This window comes from Nocardia sp. NPDC004568 (assembly GCF_040609955.1).
GTDB lineage: Bacteria > Actinomycetota > Actinomycetes > Mycobacteriales > Mycobacteriaceae > Nocardia.
In genome coordinates this window covers 23861-42613 of the sequence record NZ_JBEXLL010000045.1, presented here as the reverse complement: position 1 = coordinate 42613, position 18753 = coordinate 23861, and the positions used below count along the sequence as shown (strand labels likewise).

Genomic DNA, 18753 nt, shown 5'->3' with positions numbered 1-18753 from the left:
CGTACCGCACCACGTCCACGGTGTTCGGCGCGACGATCGCCAGCCGGTGGCGCAGCGGGTGGCGCCGGGCGTGCAAAGGCGCCAGGCCCATCGACAATTCGTCCAGCATGAGCACCGCCGGATCGGTGGCCAGGCCGCGTGCCAGCGCCAGCATCTGTTGTTCGCCGCCGGAGAGCGTGCCCGCGGTCTGCTCGGCCCGCTGGGCCAGGATCGGGAAGCGGGCGAAGGCGATCTCCTCGATCTGGGCGCGGGGCCGGCCGGTGAAGGTCATCATGAGCAGGTTGTCGCGCACGGTGAGGTTCGGGAAGATGCCCCGGCCCTCTGGAATCAGGCAGACCCCGGCGCGCGCGAGGTCCCGGGGGTCCACGCCGTTCACCGCGCGGCCGCCGAGCCGGAGTTCCCCTTCCGTCACCGGATGCACACCGGCCGCGACCGACAGCGTGGTGGTCTTCCCTGCACCATTGGGCCCGAGCAGTGCGACCACCTCGCCCGCCCGCACGCTCCGGTCGACACCGTGCAGGACGGCGATCGCGCCGTAGGCGGCACGGATGCCGCGCAGTTCCAGCAGGGTGGTCATGCGGCCCCCAGGTATGCGGCGAGGACCTGTTCGTCGGCGCGGATCCGCTCCGGGGTTCCGTCGGCGATCACCGTGCCGAGGTCCAGGACGTACACGTGGTCGCAGACATTCCTCACCAGGCCCATATCGTGTTCGACCAGCACCACGGCCGTGCCGTCGGCGGCGACCGAACGCAGCAGCCCGGCGAACCGGTCCGTTGCCGTACTGTCCTGTCCGGCCGCGGGTTCGTCGAGCAGCAGCAGCGTGGGCCGCACGGCCAGCGCCCGGCCCACTTCGACGAGCCGTGCCAGACCGGTGGGCAGAGCGTCGGCGAGATCGCCGGCGCGGGCGCCCAGTTCGAGGCGGTCGATGATCTCGTCGGTGAGCTTCGCGGCGCGCCGCCGGTGCGGGCCGAGTTCGGCGGCCACGAGCAGGTTGTCGCGGACCGAGAGGCGGCCGAACAGTTCGAGCCGCTGGAAGGTGCGTGCCATCCCGTGCCGCGCCCGGCGTGCCGGAGCCAGCCGGGTGATGTCTCTGTCACCCAGCCGGACCCGGCCCGCCGCGGGACGCCGCAGTCCGCAGATCACATCGAACAGGGTGCTCTTCCCTGCTCCATTGGGGCCGATCAGGCCGGTCACCTGCCCGGCCTCGGCGCGCAGCCCGGCGCCGTCGAGGGCCCTCCGGCCGCCGAAGGTGACGGTGACATCGCTAACGTGCAGCAGTGACGGCATGGTCGAGCACCTCCTTGTCCGCGGCGCGCCACGGGCGTTTCACGCCCCACCATTCGACCGGTACGTCCGGTTCGCTCGCGATGACCCGTTGTTCTCGGTTGTTCGCCCATATCCGGACCGCGAAGACGCCGAGCACCGAGCCCCAGCACAGGATCCAGCCGTGGACGGCACCGGCCAGCCGCAGCAGCCACAGCACCACCGGGATACCGATCATGGCGGCCAGGGCCACCCGGTTGCGGATGGCCGCCTCGAAACCCTCCCGCATCCGCGCCACGGCACCGTGGCTCACCACACCGCCACCGAAGGCGATACCGGTCAGCGCCGGGATCACATGGATCACATTCTCGGTGGACGGGAAGAGCACCGGGACCGCCAGCAGCGGCCCGTAGAGCGCGACGCCGACGAACAGCCCGTTGCCCAGGGCGCCGAGTCCGGCGAACACGGCCACCAGGAAGATCGGCATACCGGCCACGAAATTGAACTGTTCCGGTGTCACCGACCCGATCTGCATCCCGTAGAGCGCACCGCCCAATCCGGCCAGGCCCGCGCTGAGCGCGAAGACCGCGACCTTGGCGAGCAGCAGTTGCCGCCGAGGGTGGCGTAGGCGGCCTCGCTGTCGCGTAGCGCGATGAGGCGGCGGCCGAAGCGCCCGCGGCGCAGCACCGCGACGCCGAGGGTGGCCAGGGCCAGGCAGACCACCGCGAAGACGGTGATCTCCGCGGTCTCGTCCAGTTTCAGCCCGAAGAGGTTCACTCCGGCCACTTCCACCGACCCCTGGTCGAAGAACGCGATCCGCACGCCGCCGATCTCGAACGCGGGCAGGGTGAAGATCCAGCGGTCCAGGATCACCGCGAAGGCCGCGGTGCCCAGGGCCAGGTACACCCCGGACAAGCGCAGCGCCGGGACCGCGACCAGCGCACCCGCGACGGCCGCGATCAGGACCGCCCCGAGCAACCCCCACCACTGACCGTCCGGGGCCAGATGGGCGTAGGCCACGGCACCGATACCCGCCATGCTGAGCTGGGCCAGCGAGATCTGTCCCGCGTAGCCGGACAGCGGGACTAACGACAACGCGATGACGCCGAAGGCGAACATCGGACCGTAGGCGATGAGATCGCTTTCGCCGAGGGTGGTGGCGACCATCAGGCCGAGCAGCGCGATCACTCCGGCGAAGAACAGCGCGCCACCGCGCGACGGGGTGGGCACCGGGCCGAGTTTGCGGTCGCGGCCGCGCAACCTGCCGTGTGGGAAGAGCAGCAGCGCGATCAGCAGCAACAGCGCCGGCGCGGCCAGGCGCAGCCCGGGCAGGTACTCGTTCTGCGGCAGGTATCCGGTCAGATAGCTCTCCATCAGCCCGACCACGATCGCGCCGACGAAGGTCATCGGCAGACTACGCAGGCGACCGAAGATGGCCGCGGTGTAGGCGCTGACGATGAGCAGCGACAGCGTGGCGGCGTCCAGCGACACCGTCGGAGCGATGAGAATGCCGCCCACGGCTGCCAATTCGATGCCCAACACCCACGCGACCCGGTTGGCCCGGATCGGGTCCGCGCCGGTGAGACCGGCGAGCGCACGATCGTCGACGGTGGCCCGCATCTCCGCCCCGGTGCGGGTGTTGAACAGCAGCACCCGCAGACCCACCGCGACGGCGACCGCCACCAGCATGGTGAGCGCCTGATGCCAGGTGACGGTGGCCGAGCCGATCCGGAGGGGTTCGGTCTCGGCGAAGAAGGTGGGCAGGGTGCGGGCCTGCATCGGATCCCAGATCCAGCGCGCGGTGGCGATGAGCCCGCTCAGCAGCGCGACCGTCATCACCAGTTTCTCCGCGTCACCGAGACCCTGGACCGCCCGCAGCGCCCGCTCCACCAGCAGACCGGACAGCGGCGCCGATACCAGCAGCACGATCGCCAGGGCGACCGGGACCGGCACATCCCACCCGGCGGTGAGCTGCCAGTACGAGAACGCCGCCATCATGCCGGCGGCGCCGTGCGCGAAGTTGAAGATGCCGGTGGTCGTATGGGTGAGCACCAGACCGCTGCCGATGACGGCATAGACGGCGGCGGTGCTCAGCCCGACGATCCCGAAGGCGAGGAACTGATCCATGGTCGATTACTCGACGTCCGCCATGGTCTTGCCGACATCGGCGAGCGTCATCGGCTCGCCGTAGCCACCGGTGTAGCGGTAGGGCGGGGTGTTGCAGCGGAACAGTCCGTTGTCGGCTCCGAATTCGGCGGGCTTCCAGCCGTCCGGTGTCGCCTGCATGACGTTGAAGCAGGTCGGCGGAGCGTCCTTGTTGGTGAGGTCGTTCGGACTGTGCAGCCCGCCCCCACTCCAGGCGTTCTCTTTCTTCGCCGCCTCGATCAGGCAGGTCCGGGTCAGCTCGGCACCGCAGCTGCTCGCCGCTTTCGCGAACAGCAACCAGGCCGAGAAGGCACGGACGGCCGGCAGGGTGATCACCGCGTCCGGCGCGTACTTCTGGTACAGATCCTGCAATTGCTGCATTGCCTCGGATTCGCCGGTCTTGTGCAGGTGGCGCAGCAGGATCTCCTGGTCGTTGTGTCCCGGTTCGACGACGCCCGCACCGGGCGTTCCGGCTACCGGGCCGGGTGGTTCAGGCGCAGGCCTGCGACACTCCCCCGGAGATCGCGACCAGACCGCACATGGTGGACGCCGCGATCTTCCAGCCGTCCGCCTCGCGGACCGCGTGGCCGACCTGCCCGTCCACCACCGCACTGCCGGAAATGCTCAAGGTGAACCGTAATTCGGCTTTGCCGGGCTGTGCCAGGACCACATCGGTGACTTCCACCGTGGTGAGCGCCGTGCGGATATGATTCGCCATGCCCGAGATCTCGGTTTCGAAGTCCGCACCGCGCTCCACCAGAGCGAGACGGTCCGCGGTCGAGGTGGCCGGGGCGAAAAATGTCGTGTAGGCGCCCACGATTGCCGCACTCGTGGCAGCCGGCGACTCGGTGACCGCGGCCGCTCCGGCATCGGTTCCGGCCGCGGTCGCCGATTTTTCGCCGGCAGTGTCCGCGCTGGGAAGCACATAGCAGTTGTCGGGGCCGAAGAAATTACCGCAGCCGATCGCCGCGGTCAGAGCGAGTGCGACCCCGCCCGCGGCAGCAATACGCGCTACCCGGTGTCTTCGTGACATCGATTCGTCTTTCTGCAGAGTGATGAAGCGCAGCTCCGGAAACAGGATTTCCGCAGATGCCGCGGCGAGCTTAGCCCGGGACACGCTGAGGTAGAGGCGAATTCGAAGCATTTGAACGGAAGGAAATCCGGTAAACAACAGCCGCATCGGTGGCCTACCCGGACATGCCGGATCACGGACCGCCCGACATCCCGGAGTGACTTCTCCCCCGATCCCCGTACCGTTCGGCAGTTGCCGGCCCGACCGCATCTCCGGCACGCCCACGACACCGGCCGTGACCGAGGGTGATCTTCTCCGGTTTCGGCCAGCTGTCGTCCTTGAGATCGTGACCGGCCGAGAAATGCTTTCCGGCGGCATTCAGGACGATGACCACCACCTCGTCGTCGGTGGCCGCCCGGGTCCAGGCGGCATCGAGTTCGTCCAGCAGCGCGGAGTTCTGGGCATTGGCCGCCTCGGGCCGGTTCAGCGTGATCGTCGCGATCTTGTCGGCGACCTCGTAGTCGATATACGACAAAGCAGTACTCCTCGGTTCCGGGGTGCGCCGGGCGCGGGACCGGCGCACATCTTCGGTTTGCTGCACCGCCCGCGGCCGGCGGATCGGCCGCCCCCGCGGCGACACGACCCCATGGTGTCGACGATCACCGTGCGGCGGCGAGATATTCCGCGGCGACCACCGCGCGATGCCGGGCCGCCCCACCGAACAGCAGTTCACCGGCTTTGGCCCGCTTGATCGCGAACTGCACATCGTTTTCCCAGGTGAATCCCATGGCCCCGAACAGCTGCACCCCGTGGCGGAACACCGTCGACTGGCATTCACCCGCCGCCGCTTTGGCCATCGCGGCCGCCGACCTGCGCCGCGGATCGTTTTCGGCCAGGCACAGCGCCGCGAAATACGCCAGCGCTCGGGCCCGTTCGATGGCCAGATGCATATCGGCGGCCTTGTGCTGGACCGCCTGGAACGGGCCGATGACGGTATCGAACTGGCGCCGGGTGCGGACGTGCGCGAGCACCATGTCGAGGACCCGCTGGCAGGCGCCCACCGTGGTGAGCGCCAGGCCCGTCAGCGCCAGCTGGTGGGCGCGTTCGGGGTCGGCGGCGGTGCGGTCGCCGTCGGTGACCCGTACCGCGTCGACGGTGATTCGGGCCAGATGCAGCACCGGATCGAAGGCGGCGATCCGCCGGGCGGTGACGGCATGGGCGGGGACCACGAACACACCGGCTTCGGTGACGACCGCGAGACGATCGCAGCGATCGCCGTCCAGGACCGGCGCGGCGCTGCCGTTCAGCAGCCAGCCGTCGCCGTCACGGGTCGCGGTGATCCCCTCGAACACCGCGGCGCCGGTACCGTCGGCGGTGGCGAAGTCCCCGGCCAGCGGCGCGAACTGGGTCATGGTGGCGAGGTACGGCGTGGGGTCGGTCGCCCGGCCCAGCCCTTCGAGCACGATACCGAGTTCCACGGCCGCTTCCGGTTCCACGAGTTCGGTCCAGCCGAGCTCTACGTAGGTCTTCCACAGCCGGCCCGGATCCGCACCGGCGTCCACGATCTCCCGGATCACCGCGGGCGGGCATTCCTTGGCGGTGACTTCCCGGACCGTATCGCGCAGCAGCCGTTGATCGGCATCGAACTCGAAGAGCATCCGGGCTGCCTCCTCTGGCGGGGTTGCGTTACGTTCAGGAGAATAGCATTCTCTTGAGATGAAATTAATAGTCCCCTCAGGGGTGCGGACACGGGACGTGCCTGCCCAGACATGGGACGTTCTCCGGTACAGTGCACTCATGTTCTCCACAGATGGGATCGATGGGATCGGACGGGCCATCCGGTGACCAGCCCGAGCGAAGAACCGGCCTGGAAGCAGCGCGCCGTCGAGCGCTCGATCCGCACCGCGAAACTCCGCGCGGAGCAGCGGGTCCAGCGCTTCCTCGATGCCGCCCAGGCGATCATCACCGAGAAGGGCACCACCGATTTCACGGTCCAAGAGGTCGTGGATCGGTCGAAGCAGTCCCTACGCAGCTTCTACCTGCAGTTCGACGGTAAGCACGAACTGCTGCTGGCCCTGTTCGAGGACGCCCTGAGCCGGACCGCCGAACAGATCCGCGCGGCCGCGGCGGGCAAGGACAACGCCCTGGAACGGCTCCAACTGGCCGTAGAACTCCTCTACGAATTGTGCCGCCCCGACCCGACCGCGCAGCGCCCGCTGTTCACCGATTTCGCCCCGCAGCTGCTGGTCAGCCATCCGGCCCAGGTGAAGGTCGCGCACACCCCGCTGCTGGCGCTGTTCACCGAACTCATGATCGACGCCGACAAGGCCGGCCTGCTGCGAAGCGAGGTCAATCCGCGCCGGATGGCGGCCATGGTGATGCAGACGGTCATGTTCACCGCGCAGTCCAACGGCGGGATCGATGACGAGACCGCGTATCCGATCTCCGCCGAGGAGATCTGGGAATTCTGCGCCCGGGGTTTCGCCCACGCGGACTGAGCGAGAATTACATTCTCCAAATCTGAGAAACAGGCTTACACTCGCTGTATGCCCGATCTCTGGACCGATCTTCTCGCCTGCATGGACCTCCGCCTGCGGCCGACCACGCCGCAGACCGGCGAGGACACCGCACAGCGACGACGACGCGCCCGCCCCGGACCCACAGGCCACCCTGTCGGTGTTCGAGGGCCCCAATCAAGAACTCGAGTACCACCGTCTGTTCGGCGGCCAGCTGCTGGCGCAATTCCTGCGCGCGGCGGTATTCGCCTGCCCGGACAAGACGGTGAAATCCGTGCACGTGATCTTCGCCCGCGAGGGTAAGAGCGACGCCCCGGTGTACTACGTGGTCCAGCCACAGCATCGCGGCCGCTCCTTCGCGACCCTCACCATCGTCGCGCGTCAGAAGGGCGATGTGATCGCCACCGCGCTGGTTTCCATGACCGCGTGGGAGGACGGCCGGGAGAGCCAGGAGATCGCGGCGCCGGCGCCGCTGCCCGGACCCGAACATCGGATCGAGATCGGGCTCCTCCCCTGGGAGACCCGCTCCCCGACCGATCTGGGCGACAAGTCGGTGGGCCCGGCCGAATACGACCTGTGGATGCGCACCCCCGAGGTGGGGCCCGAACTCGCCCCCGGACTGGTGGCCTACGCCACCGATCTGAACGTGATCGGTACGGTGCTGCGCCAGGTCGACGGATTCGAGCACAGCGGCAACGGCACCGAATTCACCTCGGCCACCACCTCGCACACCCTCTGGTTCCACCGGCCGTTCCGCTGCGACGACTGGTTGCTGCTCCGGCACCACGGCACGGTGCTGGCCCACGGCCGGGCCTACGGGCGCGGCGACGTCCTCACCACCGACGGCACCCTGGTGGCCTCGTTCGCGCAGGAAGCCCTGCTGCGCTTCCGTCCCTGACCGGCGACCCGGCACCCCCACCACGGACGGAGAATACGATGGACCCCAGTACCCTGACCTCCCCCGTCGCCCGTGACTCCGGCGGCCCGTACCGCGTGACCCAATGGGCCACCGGCACCATCGGCCGGCGAGCCCTGCGCGCCGTCGTCACGCATCCGGATCTCGTGCTGGCCGCCCTGTATTCGCAGTCGCCGGACAAATACGGGCGGGACGCCGGCGAACTCTGCGGCCTGGACACACCGACCGGCGTCCGGGCGACCGCCGATATCGGGCAGATCCTGGCGCGGCGCCCCGACTGCGTGCTCTACATGCCGCGGACCTGCGATATCGACGAGGTCTGCGCGATACTGGCGGCGGGCACGAATATCGTCACCACCGTCGGCCTCTTCCACCACCCGCCCAGTATGGATCCCGATATCCGGGCCCGGGTGGAGGCGGCCTGCGCGACCGGCGCCACCTCTCTCCACAGCACCGGCAGCAGCCCGGGATTCATCACCGAGGCAGTACCGCTGGCACTCGCCTCGATCCAGCGCCGGCTCGACTCGCTGGCCATCGACGAGTACGCCGACCTGTCCCAGCGGAATTCACCGGGCATCCTGTTCGACGTCATGGGATTCGGCGGTCCCCCGGCCGAATTCGCGCGCACGCGGCTGGACCATCTGCGTGAGAGTTTCGGACCGTCGCTGCGGTTGCTCGCCGACGGGATCGGCCGATCCCTCGACGAGGTCACCGCGGTGGGTGAGGTCGCCACCGCGGGGCAGACGTTCGAGATCGCCGCCGGCACCATCGAACAGGGCACGGTGGCGGCCCAGCGCATCACGATCGCCGGACGGCGCGCCGGGCACACCGTCGTGTCCTTCCGAGCCGTCTGGCATTGCGGCGCCGAGGCAGAAACCGGCTGGGATATCCGCCCGACGGGCTGGCACCTGTCGGTACGCGGAGACGCGCCACTCGAGATCGATATGGTGTTCCCGTTCCCGCTCGCGGAGATGGCCGAACACTCTCCCTCCTATACCGCCAACCGCGCGGTCAACGCGGTCGCGCCCGTCTGCGCGGCGCCGCCGGGTATCCGTACGGTTCTCGACCTGCCGGCTGTCACCGCGAACCTGGGATGAACACCGGCTACCGGCCCGCGGGCGCCTGGAACCGTGGACAGCAGGCCGAATCCCGGGTCCGGACCCGAGCTCGAGGTCCACGGACCGGGCCACCGCTGGTCGGGTTCGCGCTCCACGGATCGCCGGGGCGGAGACCGGCGACGGCGCGCCGCAACCAGATCTCGGCCTCCTCGGCTCTCCCCTGCCCGCGCAGGAGACGCGCGAGGGCATACATCGCATGATGGTGGCCGGCGCCGACGGAGCGCCGGAACCAGGTCTCGGCCTCACCGGTCTCGCCCCTGACTTCCAGCACGACCGCCAGGTTGTACATCGCCGCGCGGTGGCCGGTGGCGACAGCCCGCCGATACCACGTCTCGGCCGCCGCGGTATTCCCTCTTTTCCCGAGCAGGATCGCGAGCTCGTTCATCGCCTCGGCGACACCCGCCTCGGCCGCACGGCGGGCCCGGGTTTCGGTATCGAGCGCCGCGTCGCGGTTGTCCAGTAGCACCATGAGTTCCCCCTCGCCGTGGTATCGCCGGCGTCGGCCGCGCGGCGGTGGCGTCGCCCGCCGGGTGAGGACCCCGCTGTTCGGCTCCGACACAGACCTATGGTGCCGGAGCACTCCGACAAGCTCTGGCCCGCGCGGCATTCGCGTGGTGCTCGATGGTCCGGCCTCGCGGGAAAAGCTCGGGTGCGGAGGTCGCCGGATATCCCCCACGACTTCCGGACAGGTCACTCGAGGGCGACACCGGTGGTAGGCCGACGCCCGTCACCTACCGGCCGCATCAGCTGGTCGACGGCGGTGTACGGGTCGCATTCCCCTGCCCCCACCGCGTCGGCGAGGGCGCCGAGTCCCGGATGGACGCGCAATCGACTGTAGGCGAGGGAGAGGATCTGAGCCCGTGCCCTGGCGGCACGCCGCTGCGCGGTATCGGTGCGATGGTGGGCGTCGAGGGCGTCGACCAGTGCGGGGATACCGGAACCGTCCGCCGCGACAGCCGTGAGAATCGGGACGTCGGATTCGGCACGCAGTTCGCGAACCGTCTGCTCGGCCCCGTCCCGGTCGGCCTTGTTCACCACCAGTATGTCGGCGACCTCGAGCAGACCCGCCTTCGCGGCCTGGACCGCGTCCCCGGCGCCCGGGGTGAGGACTACGACGGTGGGATCCGCCACGGCGGCGATCTCGATCTCGGACTGGCCGACACCGACCGATTCGATGACGACCAGATCGTAGGACAGCGCGGCCAGCAGCCGGATCGCCGCGGGTACCGCGGCCGACAGGCCGCCCAGATGCCCGCGGGTGGCCATGGATCGGATGAGCACCTGCGGATCGTCGATATGGGCGGCCATGCGGATACGGTCGCCGAGCAGCGCGCCGCCGCTGTACGGCGAGGACGGGTCGACGGCCAGTACGGCGACCCGTCGCCCCCGGGCGCGATAGGCGCTCACCACCGCCGCGATGGTGGTCGATTTACCGGCGCCGGGCGGACCGGTGAAACCGACGACCCGGATATCGGCCGGTTCCAGCAACGGCAGCACCTCGTCGCGCCGCGGCCCCTCGATCAGGGTGAGCAGACGCCCCGCCGCGCGCACCGAACCGGCGCGCGCGGCGGCGATCAGTTCCGCGGGGGGCCTGCCCGCCGCGGCACCGTTATCGGTCACGGCGCGGCGACCTCGAGCACGGTCGCCGAACCCATTCCCCCTCCGGCGCACATGGCCACGATCGCCAGACCGCCGCCGCGACGGCGCAGCTCGTGCACGGTGGTCACGATCATGCGCGCCCCGGTGGCTGCCACCGGATGCCCGAGCGAGCAGCCACTTCCGTTGACGTTGACCAGGGCCGGGTCCAGGTCCAGGGCGCGTACGGCCGCGATCGGGACCGACGCGAACGCCTCGTTGATCTCGAACAGTTTCACGTCGCCGAGCGAAATACCCGCTCTGCGCGCGGCTTTCGTGATCGCCTCGATCGGCGCCAGGCCGGTGTCGGCCGGGTCCACCCCCACCGACGCCCAGGACCGGATGGTGGCCAGTGCGGGCAGACCCAGTTCGTCGCTTGCGACGGTGAGCAGCGCGGCCCCGTCGTTGGCGCCCGCCGCATTGCCCGCGGTGATCGAGAACCCGTCGATCTCGGGGTGCAGCACCTTCAGTGCGGCGAGTTTTTCCAGGGTGGTCGTCCGCCGCGGATGCTCGTCGACCGCGAGCTGCCCGAACGGTGTATCGATCGGCACCACCTCGGCGTCGAACCGTCCCTCGTCGATGGCCGCGATCGCATTGCGGTGCGAGCGCAGCGCCCAGGCGTCCAGGTCCTGGCGGAAGATACCGGATTTCACCGCGGTGTTCCAGCCCACGGTGATCGACATGTCCAGATTCGGCGCGTCCGGCCGGTCCGGATGCGACGGCGAGGTCCACGGATCGGCCCATTCGTCGGGTCCCACCCGGAACCGCGCCTTCGGTGCGGTGGAATCGGCATTGACCCCACCGGCCAGGACGAGCCGGTCCATTCCGGCCCGGATACCTGCCGCCGCCGTCTGTACCGCCGCCATACCCGCCGCGCAGTGCCGGTTGTGTGCCAAACCGGGCACCGCGGAAAACCCGGCGGTGATCGCCGCATGCCGGGCGATCACCCCACCGCCGTAGCGGCCCTCGCCGAGGATCAGATCGTCGATGGGCGCATCGGTCTCGAGCTGTTCGGTCGTCGCTTCGACCACGTGGTGGGCCAGGTCGAAGGCGGTGGTTTCACGCAGCGTGCCCTTGACGGCGGTCCCGATCGGGGTGCGCAGCGCGGATACGATCACGGCTTCAGGCATCAGTTCTCTCCGGTTTCCCCCACGTCGACGATCTTGCCGATATACATGAGAATAGTATTCTCTCAATCTGAGAGCAATAATCGCAAGAGAGGGTATCGGCATGCAGATCGAGGGAAGTTCGGCGATCGTCGTCGGCGGCACGGGCGGACTGGGTGAGGCCACCGTCCGGCGACTGCACGCGGCCGGCGCCAAGGTCGTGGTGGCCGACGTCGCCGACGACAAGGGCAAGGAACTGTCCGACGAGCTCGGTATCCGCTATGTGCACACCGACGCCACCAGCGAGGAATCGGTACGGGCCGCCGTCGAGGAGGCGCAATCCCTCGGGCCGCTGCGGATCTCGGTGGACACCCACGGCGGACCCGCCGCCGGCGGACGGCTGGTGGGCAAGGACGGCAGCCCGCTCCCGCTCGACGGATTCCGCACCACCATCGAGTTCTATCTGATCGCGGTCTTCAACGTCATGCGGCTGTCCGCCGCCGCCATCGCCGAATCCGAACCCAGCCCGGAAGGTTCACGCGGCGTCATCGTCAACACCGCATCCGTCGCCGGCTACGAAGGACAGATCGGTCAGCTGCCCTACTCCGCGGCCAAGGGCGGCGTGATCGGGATGACCCTGGTCGCGGCCCGCGATCTGTCCCCGCTCGGTATCCGGGTGGTGACCATCGCCCCGGGCACGTTCAACACCCCCGCCTACGGCAAGGCCGCCGACCAGCTCGAACAGTACTGGTCGCCGCAGATACCCTTCCCCAAACGGATGGGCCGATCGCCGGAGTACGGGCAGCTGGTGCAGTCGATCGTGGAGAACGACTATCTCAACGGCGAGGTCATCCGCCTCGACGGCGCGCTGCGGTTCCCACCGAAGTGAGCGAGCCGACCGACCCGGGTCGTGCGCCGTCCGGGCCGCCCGGGACGGCACGGTCCGGGTCGTCCGCGCGATACCCGGCAGGGGACGGCCGGACCGCGAAGTCCGGACAGGCGGCGCGCCCCGGCCGAGATACCCGCCTCTCCCGCGACGGCCGACCGCTGACGGGAAAGGTCGCCTTCGTGGCCGGAGCCAGTCGCGGCATCGGCGCCGCGATAGCAGCGACTCTGGCCGCGCAGGGCGCGTCGGTCGCGGTAGCGGCCCGCTCCGAGGAGACCGGCAGAGTTCCCGGAACCATTCACGATGTGGCGGGGCGGATAGCCACCGTGGGCGGACGGGCCCTGCCGGTGCCCTGCGATGTCACGAACGAGGAATCGGTACAGGCGGCACTGGCGAGCACTGTCACCGAATTCGGCGGTATCGACGTCCTGGTCGCGAATGCCGGGGTGCTGTGGTCGGGACCGGTGGAGAGCACCCCGCTGAAGCGGTGGCAGCTGTGCCTGGACGTGAACCTCACCGGCGTCTTCCTGGTGACCCGGGAGGCGATCCCCTATATCCGGGCTCGCGGCGGGGGTTCACTCGTCGCGGTCACCACTACCGGCGTGACTATGACGGACCGCGGGTCCAATGCCTACTGGGTGTCCAAGGCTGCGGTCGAACGCCTCTACCTCGGTCTGGCCGCCGACCTGCGGCCCGACAATATCGCGGTGAACTGCCTGAGCCCCTCGCGGGTGGTGCTCACCGAGGGCTGGCAGGCCGCGGGTGGCGGCGAGATCCCCACCGAGATGGTGGAACCGCCGGAGACGATGGGAAGGGCTGCGGCACTGCTCGCCGCACAGGACGGAACCGGCATCACGGGCACTGTCCAACGTTCGGAAAGCTTGCTCGCCGCGGTGTGACCTCGGTTTCCGACTGTGCGGCGGATCGAGTACGGACTGCCCGGTGCCCGAGGACGAGGTCGCGAGGAACCGAGTCCATCTCGATGTGCGGGTGGCTCCTCTCGCGCCGAGTTATGCCGGCGGCACCGACCTCCCCGGACGACAAGGGTCGGCACCCATCCGCGGTCGTTCCCGGCCCGGGACGGCGTTCAGGGTGCGGGGTATCGGCGCGTCCGTGCCCGCCCTCGGCGCGAACAGCTCTCGCGGCAACGTATTCCGCTGGCTACGGTGGTGCACATCAGACAGGAGGCTCCGAGGGTGCTGGGTTATTCGTTCATGATCCTCTATCTGCTCGTGACCGTATATCCCACCTTCGCGCTGGTCGATGTTCTGGATGAACGCGGGGGGTGGGTGTCGCTGGCAATTCTCCCGCTCGTCGCGGCCTGGGTCGGCGGGCAGATTCTCGTAGCGATGCTGGGCACGAGCTGGGAAGAAGTACGGGAAAAGCGCAGGGCCGCGGAACGAAGGAAGCAGCAGGAGGAGGAACAGCGCCGGCGCGGCGAGGACACGAGGGGCCGGGAAGCCGGACATCCCGGCTCGAAGTATTTCCGCGACAGCTACGACCGGGGCGGGGACTACAGCGGCGGCTCCAGCGGATACAGCGGCTTCGGTGGAGGCGGGTGCGGCGGGGGCGGGGGCGGCGACTGACCGCACGGCACCGTCGTTCCGGCCGGTCGTAGCGCCTCGATGCGCACATGGTCGAAATTGCTGTGCTCGCCGTCGAAGAAGTACGCCTCGATCGACTCGCCGAACGCTTCGCATCGGGCCTGCGCGCGCCCTCGAGCTCGCGCCACGACGACACCGCGGACGGGATCGACTCGATAGGGAAATCCACTCCGGATCTCCCGCCCGGGTAGCCGTCGGAGTGGATGCTCCACAGGAGTTCCGGAACACCGGTCGCCCAGTTCTCCGACAGAACTCCTTCCCATGGCGGTTCGGTGACCGGCCGGGATTCCGGCCACGGGCGGTATTCACAGGAGGGTGTTTCCACCCGCTCAGCACAGAGATCGGAAATCGGACGGCTACTGCGATATTCGGCGCGCGGAAGCTACTTCCCTGCGGAGTTGAGACGGGCGATCGTCGCGTGGAAATCGTCGGTCTGGAACGACTGGCACTCCGCGGTGGTGGCGTAGTCCAGGCTGGCCGCCACCGATTTCTCGAGCTGGATGTTCAGCACCCGCTTGGTCGCTTCCACCGCCTGGCGGGGCATCTCCGCGATCCGTTTCGCACAGGCCAGCGCCTCGGCCACCACATGATTGGCCAGGCCCATCTCCCGCGCGCGTTCCGCCGGGATGCGCGCGCCGGTGAGCGCGTACTCCTTGGCCAGCAGCAGGCTGGTGTGCAGCGGCCAGGTGAGCGGACCGCCGTCGGCCGCGACCAGGCCGACCTGGACATGCGGGTCGGCGAGATAGGCGGTTTGGGCGAGGTAGACGATATCGCTCAGCGAGACCAGGCTGCAGCCGAGACCGACGGCGGGGCCGTTGACCGCGGCGACCACCGGGACCCGGCAGCGTGCCATACCGAGCACGATATCGCGACCGTGCGCGATGGTTTTCTCGCGCAGCACCGTATCGCGCCCCAACTCCTCGAGATAGGCGAAATCACCACCCGCCGAGAAGGCCTTACCGGCGCCGGTGAGCACCGCTGCCCGGGCGTCGTGATCCTCGGCCAGGCGCGGCCACAACCGGGCCAGCCCGGTGTGCAGCGCGTCGTCCACGGCATTGAGCGCGTCCGGCCGATTGAGCGTGATGATCCGCAGCGGACCGTCGGCGCGGACGTCGATTTCCGGTGGCATATCGTACATTTCAGGCTCCCAATCCGAGAATGCGCGCGGCGATGATGCTCTTCTGGATCTGCGATGTCCCGCCCATCACGCTCTGCGCGCGGCTGTAGAGGTAGGAGCCGAACATCTCCTGGTCGCCGGTGCCCGCCACGGCGAGCGCGGCATGCCCGACCGACTGGTCGACCCAGGTCATGAGCAATTTGTCGAGCGACCCCTGTGGGCCGTGGGTCACCCCGTCCAGTTGCTCGGACAGGCGCCGGCGGACGTGCAGTCGCAGCATCTCCGCCTGGACGGCGGCCCACGCGAGTTCGTCGGGAACCGCGCCGTCGGTGCGTGCGGCCAGCTGGCGCACGAGCTTCCCATAGCGCGCGGCGTATCCGAGGGTGGACGGTTCGCGTTCGTGCCCGACCACGGTCATGGCCAGTTTCCAGCCCGCACCGGGCGCACCCACCATCTGATCCGCGGGCACCCGGGCACCGTCGAAGAGGACCTGTCCGAATTCGGTGGTCACTCCGCTCATCATCTCCAGCGGCCGCTGCTGCACTCCGGGCTGTTTCATGGGCAGCACGAACGCCGAGATCCCCTTGTGCCGAGGCGCGGCGGGATCGGTGCGGGCCAGCAGCAGGCACCAGTCGGCGACATCGGAGTAGCTGGTCCAGATCTTGTGGCCGTGGATGACGTAGTCGTCGCCGTCGCGGGTGGCCGTGGTGGTGAGGGCGGCCAGATCCGATCCGGCCCCCGGCTCACTGAAACCCTGGCACCATCGCTGGCTGCCGTCGATCATGCCGGGCAGGAAGCGGCGGCACAGCTCCGGGCTCGCATGGCGGCCCAGCCCCTGGATCAGATACCCGAGACTCGGCCGCGGCGGCGCCCCCGCGATCGCGAGTTCCTCGTCCAGGATCACGTCGTAGACCGGTGGCAGTTCCTGTCCGCCGTACTCCTTGGGCCAGGACAGCCCGAAGAATCCGGCCCGGTACAGCTCCGAGTGCCATTCGCCCTGCCGGGCCCAGTACTCGTCGCCGGAGGTCGGGTAGAGGCCCGCCACCCCGGCGAGCCACTCGCGCAGGCGTTCCCGGAACGCCGCCTCCTCCGGGGAATCACGAAAGTCCAAGGCCGGCCTCCTCCAGGCGTACCGGGAAACAGTTCGGTGGACACCAAGGCCCGCCGCAGGTACACGTGGGCCAGGCATTCCCAGGTGTTGCCGATCCCGCCGCGCACCTGGATCGCGGTTTCACACACGGTCCGTGCGGCGCGGGCGGCGTAGATCTTGGCGACGCGGGCCGCCCGCAGCGCCTGTTCCGGTTCGAGTTCGTCGACGGCCCAGGCGGCATGCCACAGCACACTGATCGATCCTTCGATCAGGGCCTCGCTCTCCGCCAGCAGGTGACCTATCGCCTGGTAGGAGCCGATGGTGTTCCCGTACTGACTACGCACTTTCGCGTACTCCACCGCGAGCCGCTGGGCACCACGGGCGGCACCGACCAGATCGGCGCAGGTGGTGGTGAGCGCCAGGGCCAGCCAGCAATCCCGGTGTCCCGCCGAGATATCACCTCGCGGCTCCCAGGGGCCGACGGCCGCACCCGCCGCCCGGGTGAGATCCGCACCGGCGACCTCCTCGCCGACCGGCCCGGCGGATACACCGCTCCCCTCCAATTTCAGCACCCGGTCGCAACCGGAGGCGTCGATCGCGACGCCCCGGTACGCCACCGTCCACCGCGCGGTGTCACCGTCGAGCCGGCCCTGCAGGTCGTCGGCGAGAACCGGACCCAGGAACGGGACATCGACCAGTCCGCGCGCGAACTCCTCGGCCACGATCGCCACCTCCACCCCGGAGGCGCCGTCGGAGCGCAGTTCCCGGAAACCGGTGCCCACGACCGCGTCCTCCAATCGGGTGCGGCGGCGGGCGTCGGCCAGGTCCAGTACCGAACCCGGGCCCAGTTCGTCGGCCAGTTTCGCGGCCGCGTCGCGCAGTTGCCGCTGTTCACTCGTCAGCCGGACGTCCATACCGCTCCTTCAGCACTCGCCGCAGCACCTTGCCGGACGGCAGGCGGGGGATCTCGTCGACGAACAGCACCTGCCGCAACCGCTTGTACCCGGCCAGCCGCTCCCACACGGTCGTCATCAGTTCCTCGGCCGTCACCGGCGCCGACGTCGCCACAGCCGCCACGATCGCTTCGCCGTTCGCCCCGTCGGGCACCCCGAACACCGCGCAGTCGGCCACCGCGTCGTGGCCGTGCAGCACGGTTTCGATTTCGGCCGGCGCCACCTGGAAACCACGGACCTTGATCATTTCCTTGGACCGGTCGGTGAGCCGTAACCAGCCGTCCGCGTCCAGATTCCCGACATCGCCGGTGCGGTACCAGCCGTCGTCGAACGCCCCCGCGGTGGCCGAATCCGGCAAGTAGCCCGCCATCACCGATTCGGCGCGCAACTGGATCTCGCCGTCCTCCCCCGGTGCGACGGGTCGTCCGTCCACCAGCGACACCACCCGCACCTCGACGCCGGGCACGGCCTTGCCGACGGAATCGAGTCGCGGCGAATCGATCGGGTTGCAGGCGATCACCGGGAGCTCACTCGCCCCGTATGCGGGTAGCCAGGTGACACCGGTACGTCGGGTGACGGTTTCGGCGACACTCGCCGTCACCGGAGTCGCGCCCCACATGATGTAGCGCATCGAGGACAGGTCGTAGGACTCGAGACCGGGATGCTGTGCCATCGCCAGGGCGATCGGAGCGACCGCCATCTCGATGGTGATCTTGTCCGATTCGATGGTCCGCAGTACCCGTTCCAGGTCGAACCGGCTGTGCAAGCGCACCCGGGCGCCGCAGTCCAGCGCGGTGACGATATTGAGGATGCCGAGGATATGCGAGGGCGGCGTCGCCACCTGGATCCGGTCGCCCGAACCCAGTCGCAACGCGTCACGCCAGTGCCGGACCGCGGCCGCGAACGACGCGTGGGTGTGGCGCACCGCTTTCGGCATGCCGGTGGTGCCGGAACTGAATACGAGTACCGCGTCACTGCCCGGGTCGGGCTCGGCGAACGTTTGGGTGGGCGCGGGTACGGGATCGTCCAGGGAGATCATGTCCGCGAGCTCGGCCAGCACCGGATGGTCGCCGAGCGCGTGCTGCGCACCCGTGATGTCGAGCGCATGCGCGACCTCGGCGCGCTTCCACGCCGGGCTGAGCAGCACGACCGCGGCACCCAGCCGCCAGACCGCCAGCACCGCGGTCACGAATTCGGGGCGGTTCGAGGACATCAACGCCACGCGCTGCCCGGATCCGACCCCGCGTCGGGCGAGCAACTCGGCCAGACCGTCGGCCGCCGCGTCCAGTGCGGCGCGGGTGTACTCGCGGTCCTCGAAGGCGAGCACTGTGGGACCCGTCATCTGCATCCCCCACCCGATAGCACTTCATGGCAGTTCCTATCCGAATTTGA

Annotated in this window: 19 protein-coding genes and 3 pseudogenes; 7 read left to right on the top strand and 15 right to left on the bottom strand. The window is 69.2% G+C overall.

From position 1 onward, the window contains the following. Nucleotides 1-73 precede the first annotated feature (73 nt). The 8 genes and pseudogenes from ABZV91_RS20280 to ABZV91_RS20245 all read right to left on the bottom strand — a co-directional run. Nucleotides 74-577: pseudogene (locus ABZV91_RS20280) on the bottom strand (ATP-binding cassette domain-containing protein); the annotation flags it as partial. Further along, complete coding sequence (locus ABZV91_RS20275; RefSeq protein ID WP_355243794.1) at nt 574-1287, bottom strand: ABC transporter ATP-binding protein; 714 nt, start codon at nt 1285-1287, stop codon at nt 574-576. The gene ABZV91_RS20275 and the pseudogene ABZV91_RS20280, both read right to left, overlap by 4 nt. After that, nucleotides 1265-1798 (bottom strand): hypothetical protein, encoded by a 534-nt coding sequence (locus tag ABZV91_RS20270; protein ID WP_355243791.1) that lies wholly within the window; start codon nt 1796-1798, stop codon nt 1265-1267. The genes ABZV91_RS20275 and ABZV91_RS20270 overlap by 23 nt, the downstream gene beginning before the upstream one ends. Next, nucleotides 1780-3390: an ABC transporter permease gene (locus ABZV91_RS20265; RefSeq protein ID WP_355243788.1), complete on the bottom strand. Its 1611-nt coding sequence runs from the start codon at nt 3388-3390 to the stop codon at nt 1780-1782. The genes ABZV91_RS20270 and ABZV91_RS20265 overlap by 19 nt, the downstream gene beginning before the upstream one ends. 6 nt (nt 3391-3396) lie before the next feature. After that, on the bottom strand, nt 3397-3789 hold the full coding sequence (locus tag ABZV91_RS20260) for a hypothetical protein (RefSeq protein WP_355243786.1): 393 nt from the start codon (nt 3787-3789) through the stop codon (nt 3397-3399). Nucleotides 3790-3898: 109 nt separating this feature from the next. Next, nucleotides 3899-4441, bottom strand: a complete 543-nt coding sequence (locus ABZV91_RS20255; RefSeq protein ID WP_355243783.1) for a hypothetical protein — start codon at nt 4439-4441, stop codon at nt 3899-3901. Nucleotides 4442-4721: 280 nt separating this feature from the next. Beyond that, nucleotides 4722-4955, bottom strand: a pseudogene (locus tag ABZV91_RS20250) (enoyl-CoA hydratase-related protein); the annotation flags it as partial. A gap of 124 nt (nt 4956-5079) precedes the next feature. After that, on the bottom strand, nt 5080-6078 hold the full coding sequence (locus ABZV91_RS20245; protein ID WP_355243780.1) for an acyl-CoA dehydrogenase family protein: 999 nt from the start codon (nt 6076-6078) through the stop codon (nt 5080-5082). Nucleotides 6079-6261: 183 nt separating this feature from the next. On the opposite strand from ABZV91_RS20245, the gene ABZV91_RS20240 reads away from it, so the two are divergent. The 3 genes from ABZV91_RS20240 (at nt 6262) to ABZV91_RS20230 (ending at nt 8949) form a co-directional block, all read left to right on the top strand. Next, complete coding sequence (locus ABZV91_RS20240; protein ID WP_030521084.1) at nt 6262-6918, top strand: TetR/AcrR family transcriptional regulator; 657 nt, start codon at nt 6262-6264, stop codon at nt 6916-6918. Between the two features lie 178 nt (nt 6919-7096). After that, the gene (locus ABZV91_RS20235; RefSeq protein ID WP_355243777.1) at nt 7097-7834 is read left to right on the top strand and encodes an acyl-CoA thioesterase domain-containing protein; all 738 of its coding nucleotides are present in this window, start codon (nt 7097-7099) and stop codon (nt 7832-7834) included. Nucleotides 7835-7872: 38 nt separating this feature from the next. Next, complete coding sequence (locus tag ABZV91_RS20230) at nt 7873-8949, top strand: dihydrodipicolinate reductase (protein WP_355243774.1); 1077 nt, start codon at nt 7873-7875, stop codon at nt 8947-8949. A gap of 7 nt (nt 8950-8956) precedes the next feature. Here the strand turns inward: ABZV91_RS20230 and ABZV91_RS20225 are convergent, their stop codons facing one another. The 3 genes from ABZV91_RS20225 to ABZV91_RS20215 all read right to left on the bottom strand — a co-directional run bounded on the left by ABZV91_RS20225 (nt 8957) and on the right by ABZV91_RS20215 (nt 11735). Further along, nucleotides 8957-9529 (bottom strand): tetratricopeptide repeat protein, encoded by a 573-nt coding sequence (locus ABZV91_RS20225; RefSeq protein WP_355243771.1) that lies wholly within the window; start codon nt 9527-9529, stop codon nt 8957-8959. Between the two features lie 131 nt (nt 9530-9660). Further along, nucleotides 9661-10590 carry a methylmalonyl Co-A mutase-associated GTPase MeaB gene (meaB, locus tag ABZV91_RS20220; protein ID WP_355243768.1) on the bottom strand — a complete coding sequence of 310 codons (930 nt, stop codon included), beginning with the start codon at nt 10588-10590 and terminating at the stop codon, nt 9661-9663. Beyond that, nucleotides 10587-11735, bottom strand: a complete 1149-nt coding sequence (locus ABZV91_RS20215; protein WP_355243766.1) for a thiolase family protein — start codon at nt 11733-11735, stop codon at nt 10587-10589. The genes meaB and ABZV91_RS20215 overlap by 4 nt, the downstream gene beginning before the upstream one ends. A gap of 100 nt (nt 11736-11835) precedes the next feature. Here ABZV91_RS20215 and ABZV91_RS20210 point away from each other — a divergent pair, with 100 nt between their 5' ends. From ABZV91_RS20210 to ABZV91_RS20195, 4 genes are all read left to right on the top strand, one after another. Next, on the top strand, nt 11836-12600 hold the full coding sequence (locus ABZV91_RS20210; RefSeq protein ID WP_355243763.1) for an SDR family NAD(P)-dependent oxidoreductase: 765 nt from the start codon (nt 11836-11838) through the stop codon (nt 12598-12600). A gap of 179 nt (nt 12601-12779) precedes the next feature. Next, nucleotides 12780-13496, top strand: a complete 717-nt coding sequence (locus ABZV91_RS20205) for an SDR family oxidoreductase (protein WP_355243760.1) — start codon at nt 12780-12782, stop codon at nt 13494-13496. A 315-nt stretch (nt 13497-13811) separates the two neighbouring features. Next, nucleotides 13812-14183: a hypothetical protein gene (locus tag ABZV91_RS20200; protein ID WP_355243757.1), complete on the top strand. Its 372-nt coding sequence runs from the start codon at nt 13812-13814 to the stop codon at nt 14181-14183. 47 nt (nt 14184-14230) lie between these two features. After that, nucleotides 14231-14392 carry a hypothetical protein gene (locus ABZV91_RS20195; RefSeq protein ID WP_355243754.1) on the top strand — a complete coding sequence of 54 codons (162 nt, stop codon included), beginning with the start codon at nt 14231-14233 and terminating at the stop codon, nt 14390-14392. Between the two features lie 191 nt (nt 14393-14583). Here ABZV91_RS20195 and ABZV91_RS20190 read toward each other — a convergent pair whose 3' ends face one another. From ABZV91_RS20190 to ABZV91_RS20175, 4 genes and pseudogenes are all read right to left on the bottom strand, one after another. Beyond that, nucleotides 14584-15339, bottom strand: a complete 756-nt coding sequence (locus tag ABZV91_RS20190; protein WP_355243752.1) for an enoyl-CoA hydratase/isomerase family protein — start codon at nt 15337-15339, stop codon at nt 14584-14586. A 1-nt stretch (nt 15340) separates the two neighbouring features. Next, a complete protein-coding gene (locus tag ABZV91_RS20185; protein ID WP_355243750.1) occupies nt 15341-16429 on the bottom strand; it encodes an acyl-CoA dehydrogenase family protein in 1089 nt (362 codons plus the stop codon). Next, nucleotides 16416-17322: pseudogene (locus tag ABZV91_RS20180) on the bottom strand (acyl-CoA dehydrogenase family protein). The gene ABZV91_RS20185 and the pseudogene ABZV91_RS20180 overlap by 14 nt, the downstream one beginning before the upstream one ends. Further along, entirely contained in the window at nt 17300-18703 is a 1404-nt protein-coding gene (locus ABZV91_RS20175) for an AMP-binding protein (protein WP_355243747.1), read from the bottom strand. The pseudogene ABZV91_RS20180 and the gene ABZV91_RS20175 overlap by 23 nt, the downstream one beginning before the upstream one ends. Nucleotides 18704-18753: the final 50 nt, after the last annotated feature.